The organism is Rhizobium indicum (genome assembly GCF_005862305.2).
Taxonomy (GTDB): domain Bacteria; phylum Pseudomonadota; class Alphaproteobacteria; order Rhizobiales; family Rhizobiaceae; genus Rhizobium; species Rhizobium indicum.
In genome coordinates this window covers 1,651,399-1,670,263 of sequence record NZ_CP054021.1, presented here as the reverse complement: position 1 = coordinate 1,670,263, position 18,865 = coordinate 1,651,399, and the positions used below count along the sequence as shown (strand labels likewise).

The 18,865-nt window shown below is 61.0% G+C and carries 15 protein-coding genes; 9 read left to right on the top strand and 6 right to left on the bottom strand.

The window, feature by feature from the left end:
* The first annotated feature begins 90 nt into the window (after positions 1-90).
* The 4 genes from FFM53_RS08390 to ubiA all read left to right on the top strand — a co-directional run bounded on the left by FFM53_RS08390 (position 91) and on the right by ubiA (position 4,056).
* The gene (locus FFM53_RS08390; protein WP_138388004.1) at positions 91-1,350 is read left to right on the top strand and encodes a cyclopropane fatty acid synthase; all 1,260 of its coding nucleotides are present in this window, start codon (positions 91-93) and stop codon (positions 1,348-1,350) included.
* 67 nt (positions 1,351-1,417) lie between these two features.
* Positions 1,418-1,999, top strand: a complete 582-nt coding sequence (locus tag FFM53_RS08385) for a histidine phosphatase family protein (protein WP_138388003.1) — start codon at positions 1,418-1,420, stop codon at positions 1,997-1,999.
* Between the two features lie 125 nt (positions 2,000-2,124).
* The gene (locus FFM53_RS08380; RefSeq protein WP_138388002.1) at positions 2,125-2,937 is read left to right on the top strand and encodes a MipA/OmpV family protein; all 813 of its coding nucleotides are present in this window, start codon (positions 2,125-2,127) and stop codon (positions 2,935-2,937) included.
* A 159-nt stretch (positions 2,938-3,096) separates the two neighbouring features.
* Positions 3,097-4,056 (top strand): 4-hydroxybenzoate octaprenyltransferase, encoded by a 960-nt coding sequence (gene ubiA, locus FFM53_RS08375; RefSeq protein WP_138388001.1) that lies wholly within the window; start codon positions 3,097-3,099, stop codon positions 4,054-4,056.
* 63 nt (positions 4,057-4,119) lie between these two features.
* On the opposite strand, the gene FFM53_RS08370 is transcribed toward ubiA, so the two are convergent.
* Positions 4,120-5,097, bottom strand: coding sequence for a threonine ammonia-lyase (locus FFM53_RS08370; RefSeq protein ID WP_138388000.1), 978 nt, complete (start codon positions 5,095-5,097; stop codon positions 4,120-4,122).
* Between the two features lie 119 nt (positions 5,098-5,216).
* On the opposite strand from FFM53_RS08370, the gene FFM53_RS08365 reads away from it, so the two are divergent.
* Positions 5,217-5,648, top strand: coding sequence for an Lrp/AsnC family transcriptional regulator (locus FFM53_RS08365; RefSeq protein WP_343075045.1), 432 nt, complete (start codon positions 5,217-5,219; stop codon positions 5,646-5,648).
* 160 nt (positions 5,649-5,808) lie between these two features.
* Here the strand turns inward: FFM53_RS08365 and FFM53_RS08360 are convergent, their stop codons facing one another.
* Positions 5,809-6,375 carry a DUF6101 family protein gene (locus tag FFM53_RS08360; protein ID WP_018486292.1) on the bottom strand — a complete coding sequence of 189 codons (567 nt, stop codon included), beginning with the start codon at positions 6,373-6,375 and terminating at the stop codon, positions 5,809-5,811.
* A 300-nt stretch (positions 6,376-6,675) separates the two neighbouring features.
* Here FFM53_RS08360 and FFM53_RS08355 point away from each other — a divergent pair, with 300 nt between their 5' ends.
* Positions 6,676-10,005, top strand: coding sequence for a DUF1217 domain-containing protein (locus FFM53_RS08355; protein ID WP_138387998.1), 3,330 nt, complete (start codon positions 6,676-6,678; stop codon positions 10,003-10,005).
* 18 nt (positions 10,006-10,023) lie between these two features.
* Here FFM53_RS08355 and FFM53_RS08350 read toward each other — a convergent pair whose 3' ends face one another.
* The 3 genes from FFM53_RS08350 to FFM53_RS08340 all read right to left on the bottom strand — a co-directional run bounded on the left by FFM53_RS08350 (position 10,024) and on the right by FFM53_RS08340 (position 13,316).
* Positions 10,024-11,454, bottom strand: coding sequence for an FAD-binding oxidoreductase (locus tag FFM53_RS08350; RefSeq protein ID WP_138387997.1), 1,431 nt, complete (start codon positions 11,452-11,454; stop codon positions 10,024-10,026).
* Between the two features lie 32 nt (positions 11,455-11,486).
* Positions 11,487-12,461, bottom strand: a complete 975-nt coding sequence (locus tag FFM53_RS08345; RefSeq protein WP_138387996.1) for an L-threonylcarbamoyladenylate synthase — start codon at positions 12,459-12,461, stop codon at positions 11,487-11,489.
* Between the two features lie 246 nt (positions 12,462-12,707).
* Entirely contained in the window at positions 12,708-13,316 is a 609-nt protein-coding gene (locus FFM53_RS08340; RefSeq protein WP_138328854.1) for a DUF6656 family protein, read from the bottom strand.
* A 404-nt stretch (positions 13,317-13,720) separates the two neighbouring features.
* Here FFM53_RS08340 and FFM53_RS08335 point away from each other — a divergent pair, with 404 nt between their 5' ends.
* Both FFM53_RS08335 and FFM53_RS08330 read left to right on the top strand, forming a co-directional pair.
* Positions 13,721-14,965: an aromatic ring-hydroxylating oxygenase subunit alpha gene (locus FFM53_RS08335; RefSeq protein WP_138328853.1), complete on the top strand. Its 1,245-nt coding sequence runs from the start codon at positions 13,721-13,723 to the stop codon at positions 14,963-14,965.
* Positions 14,966-15,110: 145 nt separating this feature from the next.
* Entirely contained in the window at positions 15,111-15,590 is a 480-nt protein-coding gene (locus FFM53_RS08330; protein WP_138387995.1) for a BA14K family protein, read from the top strand.
* 290 nt (positions 15,591-15,880) lie between these two features.
* On the opposite strand, the gene FFM53_RS08325 is transcribed toward FFM53_RS08330, so the two are convergent.
* A complete protein-coding gene (locus tag FFM53_RS08325; protein ID WP_138328851.1) occupies positions 15,881-16,876 on the bottom strand; it encodes a transporter in 996 nt (331 codons plus the stop codon).
* Positions 16,877-17,084: 208 nt separating this feature from the next.
* Here FFM53_RS08325 and FFM53_RS08320 point away from each other — a divergent pair, with 208 nt between their 5' ends.
* Positions 17,085-18,863 carry an acyl-CoA dehydrogenase family protein gene (locus FFM53_RS08320; RefSeq protein ID WP_138387994.1) on the top strand — a complete coding sequence of 593 codons (1,779 nt, stop codon included), beginning with the start codon at positions 17,085-17,087 and terminating at the stop codon, positions 18,861-18,863.
* Positions 18,864-18,865: the final 2 nt, after the last annotated feature.

Below are 18,865 nucleotides of genomic sequence, written 5' to 3'. Positions count from 1 at the left end.
GTTCTGAACAGAGTGCTAAATCCGGCGCTTGTAAGGCGAAAGGGAGCTATTAAGTTGATGTGACCATCCCGTCACATTTGCGAGGCGTCCATGGCGTCGGCATTCTTATCGATCGTCCAGCAAATCGTCCGCAAGGGTTCGTTGAAACTTACCCTTGCCAATGGCGAAACCCACACTATCGGCGACGGCACGGGTGAAACCGTTGTCGCCCGCCTTGCCGATCAGGAGGCCGAGGACGCCATCCGGCGCGACCCGGCGATGAAGCTCGGCGAAATGTACATGCAAGGCCGGTTCATTCTCGAACAGGGCAACATCTACGATTTCCTGTCGCTGGTGAAACAGAACACCACCAACGAAATCTTCGATTTCAAGATGGCGGCACTGCTCCTCGGCCGCATTGCCTGGCAGCAGCTGAAGAGCCGCGTGCCGGTCAATCGCAACAAGCACAATGTCGCCCATCATTACGACCTGTCGGCCAAGCTCTTCGATCTTTTCCTCGATGAGGACTGGCAATATTCCTGCGCCTATTTCGAGCCGCCGGGCATTGGTCTCGACGAGGCGCAGCTCGCCAAGAAACGCCATATCGCCGCCAAGCTTCTGCTCGAGCCGAACCAGCGCATCCTGGAGATCGGCTCCGGCTGGGGCGGCATGGGCATGTACCTGGCGGAGGCGACCGAAGGTGCAGAGTTCACCGGCATCACGCTGAGCGAAGAGCAGTTCAAGGTCTCGCGTACGCGCGCCGAAAAGCGCGGCCTTGCCGACCGGGTGCGGTTCGAACTGCAGGACTACCGCACCATGACGGGCAGGAAGTTCGACCGCATCGTCTCGGTCGGCATGTTCGAACATGTCGGCATCGGCCATTACGGCAATTTCTTCCGCAAGGTATCGGATCTCCTCGATGACAACGGCGTCATGGTGCTGCATTCGATCGGCCGCCCGAAGCCGAGCTTCGGCACCAATGCCTTCATCGAGAAATACATCTTCCCGGGCGGCTACATCCCTTCCGTCGGCGAGGTCGTGCCGCCGCTTGAAAAGGCCGGGCTGCTGGTCAAGGATATCGAAATCCTGCCGCTGCATTATGCCTATACGCTGCGCCATTGGCGCGAGCGTTTCGTGGCGCGTAAGGCCGAAGCGGTGGCGCTTTACGACGAGCAATTCTTCCGCATGTGGGAACTCTATCTGGCCGGTTCCGAAATAGGCTTCCGTTGGGACGAGCTCTTCATCCTGCAGATCCAGATCGCCAAGAACCAGTTCGCCGTTCCCGACAATCGCAGTTACATCGCGCGCAACGAAGCGAAGCTGAAGGAATTCGAGGCGGGGCGCGCCCCGCTTGAAAAAGTGACGTTCTGATCCCGCGGAAGTGCCGCTTCCGCTGGCGGTTTTGCCGAGGGACGGATTCTCATGAAAGGACGTGCCGATGAGCAATGCGTTTCCCGAGATCTACCTGGTCCGCCACGGTGAAACCGAATGGAGCCTGTTAGGGCGCCATACCGGACGCAGCGATATTCCCTTGACGGCGAACGGCGAGGCCGCCGCCCGCCAACTCGCCGACCGCCTGACGGGCCTTAGCTTCTCCGCCGTCTGGTCGAGCCCCTCCGAGCGAGCCCGCAAGACCTGCACGCTCGCCGGGTTCGGATCGGGCGCGGTGATCAAGGACGATCTCGCCGAATGGGACTACGGCGCTTATGAAGGCATCACCACCAAGGCGATCCTTGCCGACCGCCCCGGCTGGCAGCTCTTTCGCGACGGCTGCCCGAAGGGCGAATTCGCCGCCGATGTCGGCGATCGCGCCGACGCCGTCATCCATGCGCTTCGCCAAACGGCCGGCACTATCCTGGTCTTTTCGAGCTCGCATTTCCTGCGCGTGCTGGCCGCCCGCTGGCTTGGGCTGCCGCCGGAAGACGGCTCCCGTTTCGTGCTCGATACGGCCAGCATCAGCGTGCTCGGCTACGAGCATGATCTGACCGAACCGGTCATCCGCCGCTGGAACCAGCGGTAAAAACCAGACGCAGTCCTCTGCCTGATCAATCGCCGCCGTGGTTAACATTGGGGTAACGACATCGGGATAAATGTAGCGAGCGCCGCCCTCCGCGGCTTTGTTTTTGCGTTTTCTGGAGTGTGGACGTGTCTCATCGATCAGTCGTATCGATCTCTTTGGCTATTGCCCTTTTATCTGCTGGCTCAGTGGCCGCCCAGGAAAGCGGCCAGCATTTCTGGTCCGGCGACTGGTATCTGAGCGTTGGCGTCGCCGGCTTCTCCGCCCCGAAATTCGAGGGCTCGTCGCACAATGAATTCAAGTTCAGCCCGCTGATCTCGGTCGGCCGCCAGGGTGCTGGCCCGCGTTTTTCCTCGCGCAACGACAATCCGTCCTTCGCTCTCATCGACAAGGGCGCCTTCCGCGCCGGCATCGTCGGCAAGTTCGTGCCGTCGCGCGATGACGGCGACGGCAGCGAGCTGAAGGGCTTGAAGAAGGTCAAATGGGGGGCGGAAGCCGGCGGTTTCGTCGAGGTTTACCCGACCGACTTCCTTCGCGCCCGCGCCGAAGTCCGCCAGGGCATCCGCTCGCATGACGGCATCGTCGCCGATCTCGCGGTCGATGCCTTCACCGATATCGCCCCCGACCTGCAGCTATCAGGCGGCCCGCGCGCGACCTTCGCCACCAGCGGCTATTACGACGCCTATTACGGCGTCAACGCCAAGCAGGCGGCGGCAAGCGGCCTTGATCCCTATAAGCCGTCGTCTGGCATCCAATCCTATGGCGCAGGCGCGGCGCTCACCTGGAAGGCGACGGAAAACCTCTCGGCCAGTTCCTTCCTCGAATATAAGCGGCTGGCGGGTCCCGCCGCCGACAGCAGCCTCGTGCGCGAGCGCGGCTCGAAGAACCAGGTCCTGATCGGCGTCTCGGCGACCTACAAGTTCAATTTTTCCCTGCAGTGATTGACGCGGCTGCGCATCCCTCTCAGATGCGCAGCGCTGTAACACTTTGAATTGCAGCATAATTTCATCCCGGGATCGATTCTGATCTAGGGATGATGCAAGTGGCAGTGCAATGATCGCTTCTTGACCGGATCGGCCGCCCGCCGCTAGATGAGCGGCATGCACGATACCGGCGACTTCAACGATCGCGTCTCCGACGCACCTTCCGATAACTGGGTCTACCGGATCCTGCCGTCATGGCTTTGGCCTTATGCGCAGCTGGCGCGCTGGGATCGCCCGATCGGCTGGCAGCTCCTGATGTGGCCGTGCTTCTGGTCGGCGACACTTGCCGCCAATGCGGCGATCGGCGAGGGGCTCTATTCCGGCAGCCTGCTGGTGTCTCACCTGTTCCTTTATTTCATCGGCGCGGTCGCCATGCGCGGCGCCGGTTGCACCTATAACGATCTCGTCGACCACGAGATCGACATGGAAGTGGCGCGCACGCGGTCGCGTCCGCTGCCCTCCGGCCGCGTCACGCGCCGCCGGGCGAAGATCTTCATCGGCTTGCAGACGCTGGTCGGCCTGTTCGTGCTGTTGCAGTTCAACTGGCTCAACGTCTTCCTCGGCGTGCTCTCGCTCGGGATCGTGGCGTTTTATCCCTTTGCCAAACGTTTCACCGACTGGCCGCAATTCTACCTCGGACTTGCCTTTTCCTGGGGCGCGTTGATGGGCTGGGCCGGCATTCTCGGCGGCCTCTCCTTTGCCGCCATCCTGCTCTACGCCGCCTCCGTCGCCTGGACGATCGGTTACGATACGATCTATGCGCATCAGGACAAGGAGGATGACGAGCTGATCGGCGTCCGCTCTACCGCGCGCCTGTTCGGCGACAGGACACGGCAATGGCTGATCGGCCTTTATGGGCTGACGCTGGTGCTGATGTTTATCGCTTTCGCTCTCGCCGGCGCCAATCTCATCGCGTTTCTGGGTCTGCTCGGTGCGGCCGGCATGTTCGCCTGGCAGATCGTCCGGCTCGATATCAACGATGCCGACCAGTGCCTGGCGCTCTTCAAATCGAACAACCGCGTCGGCCTGATCATCTTCTTCGGCCTCTTCGTCTCGCTGCTGTTTGCCATTCCCTGATTGGGACGATGAACCGGGCGCGGGCGCCAGCCCTCGCGCCTGTCCTCAGATAGGAGGATTGGTCTACCAGCCATTCGTGGCGTCCTTTGCGGCAGATGGAAGCCATGCCTTGATCTGTTGACCCGTGAGGTTGGCACCACACAGCATAGTCGCTACGCGGCAGCCTTTCAGGGCAGATGCCTGCGCAAGAATAGCTGCGAGTCCCGCTGCTCCGGCTGGTTCGACGAGACGCTTCCATGTGTCATGAGCAAACCGCATTGCATCGAAAAGCTGATCGTCATCCACGAGAACGACGTCATCGATCGTGTCTTGAAGCCAGCCGACGGCCGACGGGACGGGAATCCGCACAGCAATTCCATCGGCAATCGTGCGTGCCTCCGGCGTTGAGATCACGTCACCCGCATTGTAGGACAGGGCCATGCAAGGTGCGCCCTTTGCGGCAACTGCGACGACCCTTGTTCGCGGTGATCGTGATTTGAACCAGCACCCTATTCCGGCCGCCAGGGCACCGTTGCCAAGCGGAATGAAAACGGCATCGATATCTTCGACCTCTTCAGTCAGCTCCGCCGCAATCGTTCCTGCCCCTTCGGCAATGGCTGCGCTCGCCCCGTCCTCGACGAACTGCAGCTTCCGTTCGGCGGCGTAGATCTTGGCGGCCTCCTTTGCAGCGTCAAAATCTTCCCCGGCGAGAAAGACTTCCGCCCCAAACCCGCGCATGGCTTCGATCTTCAGCGGATTGGCGTTGATACTGGCGAACACCACCAGAGATCGCCCACGCCGCGCGGCATTATAAGCAAGCCCCTGGCCGAAGTTCCCGGCTGATGCCGTGACCAGAGGAGTTCTGTCGCCAACGAGGTCGGCGAGAAAATACCCCGTCCCGCGCCCCTTGAAGCTGCGGATGGGATTTTCCGTTTCGTCCTTGGCGACGAGCGACAGCGCGAGCCTATCGGCACGCAACAGATTGGTGTTCAGGAAAATCGGATCGATTTTTTTGCGTGCATCGTCGATTTTGGCGGCTGAAAGAGGTGCTTGTTTTGTCATGGGCAGATGATAGGAATTTTCGGCGCGGAAAAACCGCGCTCATGATAAATTTATAGCGGAATTTCTGCTTATGGGCTTGGTTATACGCTGTGGATGATATTGATCGAACTATTCTGTCGATGCTGCAGGAGAATGCCGACCTTCCCGGCAAGGTCATTGCTGACGCGGTCAATCTCTCTACCTCGGCCGTCGAACGGCGCATCAGCAAACTGAAACAAGATGGGATCATCGAGAAGATCGTGGCGGTGGTCAGTCCGAAAGCCGTTGATCGCACCTTGTCCGTTCTGGTTGAGCTCGAAATTCAGAACGAACATCGACACGCGTTGGAGCAATTCCAACGATGGCTGGACCGTGCGCCTGAAGTTCAGTCATGCTGGTATGTCACCGGCGACATGGACTATGTCCTGCTCGTGGCCGTCCGCAATCTTGAGGAATACAATGCCTTCATTGAGCGGCTTATGGGCGAGCAGCAGGCGCTCGTGCGAAAATACAAGAGCCTGATCGCACTCAAAACGGTCAAGCACGGATTGGGACTTTCCGTCCTTGAATAAGAGGCTTTTTTACTGGCTACGCAGTGATCCAGTCAAAACTCATCCCGCGGTGCCAATCGAGACAGTCTACGGCCGAATTCGACAGCGTCGCAAAACGGGCATTCCGCGACAGGTGAGTGCGCAGAATGCCCGGCAATGATGTCCGGTGTCGCGATTTCGGTCAGTTGCGGGCGATGATTTCCTTACCTTCGATCTTCATGGCGACGCCCAGCCGGCCGGTGGTGCGGCGCACGAGGAAGCGCGGACGGCGATTGGCGAAGTAGGAATGGCGGCGGCGCGGCTTGAGGTCGCTGGTGCGCAAGGCGCCGATGTGGTCTTCGAGCGGCCGGGCGACGCCGTCGGCCTCGACCATCAGCATCGGAATGCGGAAGGCTTCCGACCAGCTGCGCCAGTCTGCGGCAATGTCGCTGAGATCATGGGCGACGAGCAGCGGAATGCAGAGCTCCGGATCGGTGTGATGGAGTTCGAGAGTGACGGTGACATCGCCGTCGCCATGGTCGATGGCGCGGGCGGCGACGCCCTTGAAAACGCGCTTCGGCAGCGCAATCGAGAGCGGCAGGCCGCTGGAGGGGAGGACCTTGCGCAGGACCGCACCGCGTTCGTCTATGGTAATATTGACGTCATCCGAACAATCGTGGATGGCGTAGCTGACCTGCTGGGGAAAGCGGGACGGATCGAGGCGTAACGTCGTGCCAGCCCAGGCGGGCTTCATAACGGGATTGTTCATTTCATTCTACCCTTGTCTTACCTGAGAGCCGATTTCCGGTCTTCTCCTTGGGACTTTTCGTCCTCTATGGCCGACAATAGGCAGCCGCCCTTCCGTACAGCTTAAAAATTGCGGTTAAGAAAACTTTGCCTCCTCTGATGGTTATCAAAACCGAATCCGGCAGGGTTTCCGGAAGGTGAACGATGTGGTGTCCCGAAGTGATGCATCCTGAGGTAAGCCTCAGGTAAGCTTTCCATGGCAAAATGTGCTCACCAGCATTTCGTCGTTCTTTTAGAGATTTTGCCGAAAAGGGCGCTTTCCATGATCACGGCTTCCCTCGCTTACACGATCCTGTCGCGGGACATGACGTCGAGCCTCAACAAGGTCGCGTCGCAGACGACGGTCAAGAAGGATGCCCAGTATTACGCCGACCATATCAACAAGGTCACCGACGTCGACGACTTCCTCGGCGACTACAAGCTCTACAGCTATGCGATGAAGGCCTATGGCCTCGAGGACATGACCTACGCCAAGGCCTTCATGAAGAAGGTGTTGGAAAGCGATCTGACCGATCCCAACAGCTACGCCAACAAGCTCTCCGATACGCGTTACCGCGAATTCGCCGCCGCCTTCAATTTCAATGCGCCGGAGAAGGACGTGCAGACAGACGCGCAGGAGGACGATCTCATCGGCCTCTACAAGCAATCCTTCGCCGATGCCGAAAAGGCCGCGAGCGCCGAGAGCACCTATTACGGCAACAATATCGATAGCGTGCAGAGCGTCGACGACCTGGTCAACAACACCCGGCTGCGCACCTATGTGCTGAAGACCTTCAACATCGACCCCACCTATGCGTCGAAGGATTTTCTGCGGCAGGTGCTGACCAGCGATCTCAGCGATCCCACGAGCGTCGTCAATACGCAGGGCGGCGACAAATACAAGGCGCTTGCCGCCCAGTTCAGCTTCAACGCCGACGGCACCGTCACCGGCACGGCCCAGACCGCCGCGCAGAAGGCCTCGGTCATCGAGTCCTACACGCTGAATTCCCAATCGGTCATCATCGACAATTCGGTCGGCTCCGACGTCTACTATGTCGGCAAGACGGCGGCCGAATACAACAAGGCCTATTACACCGCCAAGATCGGCACGATCACCAATGTCGACGACCTGGTCGCTGACAAGCGCCTGACCGCCTACATCACGACGGCCTACAGCATGGGCGCCGACTTTACCGCTGCAGCGCTGCGCACGGTGCTGACCGACCCCGGCTATGCCCAGCTGATGGGCTTCACCAACGTCTACAATGCTTTCAATTTCAAGGCCGACGGTTCGACGTCGAACACGGCGCGCGTCCAGTCTATCGCCCAGGCGAACAATCTGCAGTCGGCTGCGTCGAACACCGGCAATTATTATACCTTGACCTCGCAATCGAGCAGCATCACCAATGTCGATGACCTGCTCGCCGACAACGTGCTGGCGCGCTACATCAAGGATGCCTATGGTCTCGGCACGAGCTTCAGCAATGCCGACCTGAAGAACATCCTGACGGATTCGGCCTATGCCGCAGCTCAGGGCCATGCCGACATCAATGCCGACTTCAATTTCCAGGCGGACGGTTCGATCAACGGTTCGGTGATTCAGACGGAAGCACAGCGCAAGTCGACCACCGACAAGTCGGCGGCGAACGCCGCGCATTTCAACGGCATGATCGGCAATGTCACCGATGTCGATGACATCATGTCGGATGCCGTTGCCGTGAGCTACATCAGAAACAGCATGCAGATCGCAGACAGCGTCTCTGATGCGACCTTGAGGACCATCCTGGTCGATCCCGCGGCTGCCAGCGCCCAGGGCTATAGCGACGTCCACGATCTTTTCAATTTCAAGACGGATGGTTCTGTCGCCACCCTTTACGCCTCGCAAAGCGCCTCACAAAGCGCGAGCACCACCAGCAAGGCGAATGATGCGGCCGTCTATTATCAGGCGACCATCGCCGGCATCTCGGACGTCGATCAGTTGCTGGCAGACCAGAAACTGAACAATTTCGTCCGCAATGCCTTCGGCATCCCATCGACGGTCAGCGATCTCGATCTCAGGAATATCCTGACTGACCAGAGCGGCACCGGCACTTATGCCGACGTTGCCGCTGCCTTCAACTTCAAGGCGGACGGCACGCTTGAAGATGGTATGCAGGCGCAGACGGCCGCCCAGATCAGCAATACGAAAATTAGTGCGACAGCGCGGACCAACGACTATTCCGCACGCATGGGGGCGATCGCCAATGTCGATGATCTTATTGCCGATGACGGCATCACCAATTTCCTGAAGAGCACTTACAATCTGCCTTTCGATATCTCGAACGCCGACCTGAAGAGCATTCTGACCGATGCGACGGCGGCTGCAGCAGCCGGTCACGCCGATCTCAATGCCGACTTCAACTTCGCCGCCGATGGATCGCTTCCTGTCGTCAGCTCGGTCCAGACGGCCGACCAGGCGCAGACAACCAACGACAACTACGCCGCGCGCTACGACGACGAGCGCGACGAGGCGATCGACGAGGTCGCTGCCAATTACAAGAGCCTGATGGCGGATACCAGCCGCCTGCAGAATTTCTCCGACATCAAGAGCGTCAATGATTTCCTGCGCACCAATTCGGCGGTCGATTTCAGCAAGAGCAACGACAATCTGCCGGATCTCTTCCACGTGGCGCTGCAGGCCTTCGGTCTGACCGACCAGGAGGTGTCGCGCTCGATGATGCGCAAGATCCTGACGAGCGATGCCTATGATCCGAACGGCTATGTCGCCTCGCTCAAGGATGAACGTATCACCAATCTTGCCCGCGCCTTCAATTTCGGCCCCGACGGCAAGGCGGCATCACCCTTCCAGGCACTGCCCGACGCGACCATGGCCAAATACGCCACCGACTATAGATCGCATATCACCATGCTGATGAAGGACGGTCCGGTGAAGGACAAGGCGGCGAAGGACGCGACAGCTGAAGTCGACTATTTCGCCAAGGGCATGGCGAAGGTGAAGTCGCTTGACGATTTCCTGGATGACAGCCGCCTGACCGATCTGGTGCTGAAGGCGAACAACCTTGACCCCAAGGATTACGACAAGGCGACGCTGAAGAAGATCTTCACGTCCGATCCCGACGACAAGAAGAGCTATCTCAACGCCACCGCCGATGCGCGATTCAAGGACATCGTCGCCGCCTTCAATTTCGACAAGGACGGCAACCTAACCCGCGCCAAGATCGGTACCGTCCAGAACAAGGCGGCCGAGGAGCATACGCAGGAGCTCTACGTTCAGCAGACGATGGAAGCCCAGGAAGGCGAAAGCAATGACGGCGTCCGCCTGGCGCTCTATTTCAGCCGCAAGGCCTCGAGCATCACCTCGATCTATGGGATCCTCGGCGACAAGGCGCTTTATCAGGTCGTCACGACAGCCTACAGCCTGCCGTCGCAGATCTCGGGCATGGATGTCGCCAAACAGGCCGATCTGATCAATCGCTTCGTCAAGCTCGAGGATCTCCAGGATCCGAAGAAGGTCGACAAGCTGCTGCGCCGGTTCACCGCGATGTACGACGTCCAGAACGCCACCCAGCAGTCGCCGGCGCTGATGATCCTGACCAACGGCGGTACGCAGTAGGCCTGATGGCGTGCAGCCTCACGGATCGAGGCTGACGACCTTTCCCGGGTTCATGATCTTGGCGGGGTCGAAGGCGCGCTTGATGCGGCGCATCAGTTCGATTTCGATGGTTGGGCGGATCGCTGCCAGTTCGTCGCGCTTCAGCTGGCCGATGCCGTGCTCGGCCGAGATCGAGCCGCCATGCGCCAGCACCAGCCCATGGACGATGTGGTTCATCTCGCGCCAGCGAGCGATGAAGGCGGCCTTGTCGGCACCGAGCGGCTGGGAAATATTGTAATGAATATTGCCGTCGCCCATATGGCCGAAGGCGCAGATGCGGGCGCCAGGCATGGCCGCCATCACCGCTTCTTCGGCCTCGGCCATGAAATGCGGGATCTTCGACACCGGCACCGAAACATCATGCTTGATCGACCCGCCTTCCGGCTTCTGCGCCTCCGACATGCTTTCGCGCATGTGCCAGATCGCCTTCTGCTGCGCTACCGATGCAGCGATTGCGGCATCCAGCACCAGCCCAGCCTCGAAGCCCTGTTCCAGCACGCCATTCATCATCCGTTCCGCCGTCTCGGCCGAATCCGACGTCGAAATGTCGATCAGCACGTACCAGGGATAGGCCGTTTCCAGCGGATCGCGCACGCCGTCGATGTGGCGCGTGGTGATCTCGACGCCGAAACGCGGCATCAGCTCGAAACCGGTGAGCGAGGCGCCGCAGAGGCTGGAGGCCAGGTTGAAGAGGGCAAGGGCATCCGTCACCGAATTCAGGCCAGCGAAGGCCACCTGATGGCCGAGCGGCTGGGGAAAGAGCTTCAGCACCGCGCCGGTGATGATGCCGAGCGTGCCCTCGGCGCCGATGAAGAGATCGCGCAGGTCGTAGCCGGTATTGTCCTTCTTCAGGCGGCGTAAACCGTCCCAGATCTCGCCGGTCGGCAGCACCACTTCGAGGCCGAGGCAGAGCTGGCGCATATTGCCATAGGCAAGCACGGCCGTGCCGCCGGCATTGGTGGAAAGGTTGCCGCCGATGCGGCAGGAGCCTTCCGAGCCGAGCGACAGCGGAAACAGCCGCCCATGCGCCTCGGCCGCCTTCTGCACCTCGGCAAGAATGGCGCCGCCGTCTGCCACCAGCACGTTCGCCACCGGATCGACATCACGGATCTTGTTCATCCGCTCGAGCGACAGGATGACATCCGACTTGCCCTGACGCGGCGTCTGGCCGCCGACGAGGCCGGTATTGCCGGTCTGCGGCACGATCGCCGTGCCGGTCTCCGTCGCAAGCTTCATGATATCAGAGACTTCCTCGACCGAACCGGGTTTCAAGAGGAGAGGGGAGGAGCCGTGATAGAGCCCGCGGTTTTCGATCAGATGCGGCGCAAGGTCGGCCTCGCTGCGAAGCGCGTATTTTTCGCCGACGATCGCCACGAAGCGGTTGAGATCCTCGTTGGAAATGCTGCTCATCGGGCTCGATTCTCCATCCTGTTCCAGGTCCGTCAGTCGCGGGGCGCGGCTGCTCGCTGCAGCCGGTCGTTGATCGCTTCGCCCAGCCCCTCCTCGGGAATCGGCGAAAAGGCGATGCTCTGGGCGCCGCTGGCATCGGCCCGCTTCATGTAGTCAAAAAGATTGGCGGCGGCCTCTGCAAGGTCGCCGCGCGGGCTGAGATCAAGCACGATGCGGGCACTGCCCGCGCCGGAGACCGCAGCGCTGCCGAAGGCGATCAGCGCTTCGCCGGGTTCGACTGCCGTTGCATTGAGGCGCACGGATGCACCCGGCGCGTAATGCGAGGCGAGCATGCCAGGCGCCTCAATGGCCGCCGATGGCGCCTTCGCCCGCAGCAGCGGTTGGCCTGCAACACGTTCGATCTCACGCGCCGCCAGTCCACCCGGCCGAAGCAGCCTGAGTTGGCCGCCCTCCGCCTTGACGATCGTCGATTCGACACCGACAGCACTCGGGCCAGCATCGAGGATCAACGGAATTTTCGCTCCGAGATCGGCTTCGACATGGGCGGCACTCGTGGCGCTGACCCCGCCTGAGGTATTGGCGCTTGGGGCTGCGAGCGGCCGACCGAAGGCGCCGATCAAAGCGCCGGCAAATCCCTTCGGCACGCGGATACCGACGCTGTCGAGCCCGGCAGTTGCCAGCGAATGGATCGGGCTTTCCCGCTTCAGCGGCAGCACGAGGGTGAGCGGGCCGGGCCAGAAGGCTTTGGCGAGCGCCCGCGAGACCGGGTCGAACTCGGCATGCTCTTCGGCCATCGCGAGATCGGCCATATGGCAGATCAGCGGGTTGAAGCGCGGCCGTCCCTTTGTCTCGTAGATGCGGGCGATGGCCAAAGGATTGGTGGCGTCGGCTGCCAGGCCGTAGACGGTCTCCGTCGGGATGGCGATGGCAAAGCCGTCGGCAAGAGCAGCCGAGGCCGCCTCCAGCGCTGCCTGCCTGTCTGCCGTGATATCGATCGTGCGTGCCATGTCCTGCCCGGTACTTGCGACTGCACCCTTTGCGCGTCTGAAAAGACGCGCGGCGCTGTAATCCCGGCAGTCATTAGGCTTTCCGCCGCCCGCGATCAATCGCGTTGTTCATCTATGCATGTCGCCCAAAACTGTGCAGCGGTTTTGGGACCACGGCATGCATCAAGCAAGGATTATGCATGTCGCCCAAAAGTGTGCAGCGGTTTTGGGATCACGACATGCATCAAGCAGGGACCGCGTCGCGCTTTAGAGTTGGCGGATGATTTCGCGCAGCTGTTCGTTGCGGGCGCCGAGCAGCAGGATGTTGCGGATCGCCGCCTGCGGATCGTGGGTGCGGAAGAGCAGGCCGTTGCCGCGTACCGACCGGTCGATGGTCATCTTTTCCGCGGAGTTCTCGCCGGGTTTGATGGCGACGGCGAAATACATGCGGGAATAACCGACATCGATGCGCTCGAAGAAATTATCGTTCTCGCCGATGTCGGAATAGAAATTCGAGATGTAGAAGGCCCAGCTTACCTCTTCGTAATGAGCGAATTTCGTCCGCGCGGCGGTGACGTGGCAATAGCCGAGATGCGGGCTGTCCTCCAGCGTCCGGTGGAAGATCATCTTCGGAAACTGGATCGAGTGGTGAAAGCCGTTGATGTGCTGATGCGTCTTCTCGCCAGCCACCTGCAGCTTGCGGCCGGTCTTCGCGGCGACCTCGTCATGGGTGAAATAGCGCTTTTCCTCGGCCAGCCAATGCCGCCGCTCGCGGGGGATGCGGCCGGTGCGGAGGAATTCGGAATGGGCGGCAATCAGCTGCGGCTCTTGCGATCTGCTCGCATCTTTCGCGTCGAAATAACGGAGTCTGGCCATGGTTCGCGTTCTTCGGTCGGTCGGTGATCATCAGGAGGATAGGACCGTATGCTTAAGGCGATGTTAAAAAATGGCCCCTCAGCCGGCCGGCTGAAGGGCAAATGCCGGCAGATGTCGCAAACGCGACTGACATCGATATCAGGCAGCCGACCTCTTTGCGGAGCGGGTCTTTACGCCATGTCGCAATTGACGATAATTGCCCGGAGAGTCGGGCGATGTCATCGACCGGGATCGGCAGCTTCAAGCCGTGCCGCATCCTGTCGTCAATTTCGAAGCCGATGTCGCATTACAACCAAGCGGCAGGCAGGCTCGGTGATTAAATGACGCCATGAGAGAAGGAAGCGGGCGCGCTTCCGCCGGCCTTCTTGCCGGAAGGCGGCAGCCGGGTGCACGAGGACATGAAGATGGATATTCGCAGCAACGTTTTGCGTCAGCTCAAGAGCCGCCGTGAGGGCTTCAGCCTCGAACAGCCGTTCTATATCGACGAGGATTATTTCCAGCTCGACATGGAGATGATCTATTATCGCGACTGGCTGTTCATCGGCCATGATTGCGAGCTGCCGAAGCCGGGCGCTTATTTCACCGTCCAGATCGGCAGCTATCCTGTCGTCATCGTCCGCGGCCGCGACAACGTCATCCGCGCCTTCCACAACAGCTGCCGCCATCGCGGCTCGCGCGTCTGCACCAAGGAGCACGGCTCCTCCGTGCGCCTCGTCTGTCCCTATCATCAGTGGACCTATGATCTCGAAGGCAAGCTCGCCTTCGCCCGCCACATGGGCGATGATTTCGATAAGACTGGCTTCAACCTGAAGCCCGTCCATTGCGAAATCGTCGCTGGCTATGTCTTCATCTGCCTTGCCAATAACGCCCCGGATTTCCAGCCGGTGCGCGACAAGATCGAACCCTATGTCGCGCCGCACCGGATCAGCGAGAGCAAGGTCGCCTTCCAGAGCACGATCATCGAGAAGGGCAACTGGAAGCTTGTCTGGGAAAACAACCGCGAGTGCTATCACTGCGCCGCCAATCACCCCGAACTCTGCCGCACCTATCCCGAGGCTCCGAGTGTCACCGGCACGGATGGCGGCGCCGACGATCCCGAGATCGCCGGCCATTGGGCGCGCTGCGAGGCAGCCGGCCTGCCGAGCAAGTTCCAGATTTCGCCGGACGGTCAGTTCCGCACCGCCCGCATGCCGCTGATCGAGGATGCAGAGAGCTACACCATGTCGGGCAAGAGCGCGGTCAAGCGCGCGCTTTCCGACGATATCTCGATCAGCCATATCGGCACCATGCTGCTCTTCCACTACCCGACGACGTGGAACCATCTGCTCGGTGACCACGCCATCTCCTTCCGCGTGCTGCCGCTCAGCGCCAATGAGACGGCGGTGACGACCAAGTGGCTTGTCCACAAGGATGCCGTCGAAGGTGTGGATTACAATCTCGAGGAACTGACCCACGTCTGGACCGAGACCAACGATCAGGATCGCCGCATCGTCGAGGAAAACGCCTTCGGCATTCGCTCGCCCGCCTATGAGCCCGGCCCCTATTCCGCCTTGCACGAGGGCGGCGTCATGCAGTTCCTCGAATGGTATTCGAACTTCATGGTCAACCGTCTGCAGGGCGACCAGGCGAAAATCTCCGCCGTTGCCTGATCGCATCGCCGGCGCCGGTTAATCTCCGGTTCAGTTCAACTGATCTAAAAGGGAGAGCAGGCCGGCCCCGGCCGCTTTCGGAACCATTCGGGCGCGAAGACGTTGCTGGGCAGGCGGTGATCGCTGTTGAATGGGAGTTGAAGCAATGATCGGTTTGAGAAACAAGATTGCGACCGCAGTTCTGGCTGCCGCCGTGGTGCTGACGGGCTTCGTGCCGTCCCAGGCAATCCAGATGCCCACCGCCCCGCAGGTGGAAAAATCCTCCGCCGTCGAGAGCGTCCAGTACCGCCGCTATTATCGCCCCGGTTACCGTCCGGGCTACCGGCCTGGCTATCGTCCCGGCGCCTATTACCGGCCCGGTTATTACGGCGGCTATCGCGGCTATTCCTATCAGCGTCCGGGCTATCGCCGCTATAACGGCTATTGGTATCCGCTCGCCGCCTTCGGCGCCGGCGCGGTCATCGGCGGCGCTATCGTCGCGCAGCCGCGTTACGTCGCGCCCGCTCCCCGCATGGGTTCGAGCCACGTCGCCTGGTGCGCAAACCGCTACCGGTCCTATCGCGCCTACGACAACACGTTCCAACCCTATAACGGCCCGCGCCAGCAGTGCTATTCGCCGTATTGATAAGGCGTAGGAAGCGCGTTGCGCTTCCAATCGCTAAGTGTCAACGCAGCGTGATGCCATAGGCGCAGCGCCGTTCCATTCGTTGCGTCGGCGGCGAGTTCGGCCGGAACGTAACCCCACCTTCCGTCATCCTCGGCCTTGAGCCGAGGATCCATGCCCTCGGCTGATGGAGGCCAACATGGATCCTCGGGTCGGGCCCGAGGATGACGGAGGGTGGGGTGAGATTCTGGAGCAAGTACCGCGACGGGTGGGGAATGCGCCTCTCCCACAGTCATGTCGAACCTTCACCCTCAAAGAATATCCACCCGCCTCAATAGCCACCAGGCAAAGGCAATGGAGCCGACGATGAGGACGACGGCGTATTCGGTGCCGTAGTCGCCGACGGCGAAGGGCAGGTTTGCCGTGTTCATGCCGAAGAAGCCGGTCACCAGCGTCGGCGGCAGCAGGAAGGCCGTCATGATCGACAGCAGATAGAGGTGGCGGTTGGTTTCGGAGGATTGTTTCGAATCGATTTCTTCATGCAGCAGGCGTGCCCGGTCCTGCAGCGCGTAGATATCGTGGTCGACCGTTTCCAGCCGGCTCGTCAGCCGCCGCGCCACGTCGTCGAAGCCGAAGGGCATCTCGTCGTCGTCGGCCGCCGCCGCCCGGCGCATCAGCGCCAACACGGTGCGCAGGTGCCGATGCAGCCTGACCACCGTGCGCCGGACCGGCGCCAGGCGCCGGCGCTCGTCGCGTTGCGCACTGTCGTAGACGATATCCTCGATCTGGTTCAGCTCTTCGGTGAGTTCGATGACGATCGCGATCAGCGTGCGCTGGAACTCGATCACCAGCAGTTCGAAGAGATCGACCGGCCGGGAGAATTTGCCCGGGTTTTTCTCGATCAGCGCCCGCGCCCGTTCGACGCTGCGCAGCGGCTGTAGCCTCGTGGTGATGAGGAAGCGGTCGGACATGGCGAAATGCAGCCAGCCGAGATTGTTGGTATCCTGGGCAAAATCGCGCTGGCAATCGACGAGCGTGCCATAGAGCATCTGCTCGTCGACAGTGATGGCCGCATGCGTATCACGCGTCGTCAGCGCCGATTTCGCGTCCTCCGTCAGCCCGTCCAGCGTATCGAGCAAGGCCGGCACGCGGGCGTCGACAAGGTTGAGGTGCAGCCAGTAGAAACAGTTGTCGGCGGTCAGTTCCGCCACCGTCGCACTATTGTTCAGTCGCACCGCCGTCTTTTCACCCGGCGAGAAGCGATAGGCCCAGACGAAACCGGGTATGTTGACGGGCAATGTATCCATTGTTCGCCGGTCCTTTGCGAAGGCGATGTCTTCCCTTAGAGATTGTTCATGACGTCCATTTGTCCAAAGGTGCAAGAGCAAAGCGCCATGTCCGGCGATTTATCGCATGCCGGCCAAGGAAATCGAAATTGACGTTTACGTAAAAATCAATTAGCCCTTGCCTCGGAGGGGCTTGCCCAAGTGCAGGCCGGTCTGCGGAGAAAAAACCATGTACAAGGCGCCCGTCGAAGAAATCGCGTTCACGTTGAAGCATGTAGCGGGCATGGGCGAGGCGATTTCAAAAGGGCTGCTCGGCGATCTCGGCGAAGATCTGGTCGATGCGATCCTCGCTGAGGCGGGACGTTTTGCCACAGAAGAAGTGGCGCCGCTTGCCGAAATCGGCGATCGCCAGGGCGCCCGGCTGATCGATGGCGAGGTCAGGCTGCCGGATGGCTGGCGCGACCTCTATCGCCATTGGATTGCCGGCGGCTGGAACGGCCTGACGGCCCCCGAGGCCTTCGGCGGCCAGGCCCTGCCGCATATGCTGAATGTCGCGGCACTGGAAATGTGGAATTCCGGTTCCATGGCCTTCGCGCTCGCCCCGACCCTGACGATGGGCGCCATCGAGGCGGTCAGCGCCCATGGTAGTGCTGCGCTGAAAGACACATATCTGGAGAAGATGGTCTCCGGCGAATGGACCGGCACCATGAACCTGACGGAGCCGCATGCCGGCTCCGATCTCGGCGTGCTCAAGGCCCGCGCCGAGCGCCGCGATGACGGCAGCTACCGCCTGTTCGGCCAGAAGATCTTCATCACCTGGGGCGAACATGACGCCGCCGACAACATCATCCATCTGGTGCTGGCCCGTCTGCCGGATGCGCCGGCCGGCACCCGCGGCATCTCGCTCTTCCTGGTGCCGAAATTCCTGGTGAACGACGATGGCTCGCTTGGGCCCCGCAACGATCTGTTCTGCCATTCGCTGGAGCACAAGCTCGGCATCCATGGTTCGCCGACCTGCACGATGATCTACGGCGACGGAAAATTCGGTGGTGAAAAGGGCGCCGTGGGATGGCTGGTCGGCGAGGAGAACAAGGGACTGGCCTGCATGTTCATGATGATGAACAATGCCCGCCTTGCCGTCGGCATGCAGGGCGTGGCGATCGCGGAAGCCGCCACCCAGAAGGCGCTCGCCTATGCCAGGGAACGCACGCAGGGCAGGGCGCCGGGCGCAAGCGGCGCCGGTATGAGCCCGATCGTCGAACATCCCGATGTCGCCCGCATGCTCCTCACCATGAAGGCGCTGACTCAAGGCGCGCGCGCCATCTCCTATGCCTGCGCCCATGCGATCGACATGTCGCACCGGGCAGGGGAGACCAGTCGCCACTGGCAGGAGCGCGCCGCTTTGCTGACGCCGATTGCCAAATCCTTTTCGACCGATGCCGGCGTCGACGTCGCCTCGCTCGGCATTCAGGTGCATGGCGGCATGGGTTTCATCGAGGAGACGGGTGCGGCGCGTTATCTTCGCGATGCCCGCATCGCCCCGATCTACGAGGGCACCAACGGCATCCAGGCGATCGACCTCGTCACCCGCAAACTGCCGCTCTCCGGCGGCGATCAGGTGAAGGGCTTCATCGCCGAGCTTAAGCAGATCGCCGACGACGTCCGCCGCTCCAATCTTGATGGTTTCGGCGAGACCGCTGTGAGGCTCGACGCTGGTATCGCCGATCTCGAGCAGGCGACCGCCTGGCTGATAAAGACGCTTGCCGATGACAAGACCGCCGAAGCGCTCTCCGGTGCCACCCCCTATCAGCGCCTGTTCGGGCTGGTGCTCACCGGCAGTTATCTTGCCAAGGGCGGTCTCGCCGAGAGTGCCGATGGTGCGGCCGAAAACCGCATCGCGCTCTGCCGCTTTGCCGCCGAGAACCTGCTCGCCGAGACCGCAGCCCTGCGCGACCGGGTCGTCAATGGTGCGGCAAGCCTTGCCGCCGCCCGTATCCTGCTTGCCTGAGG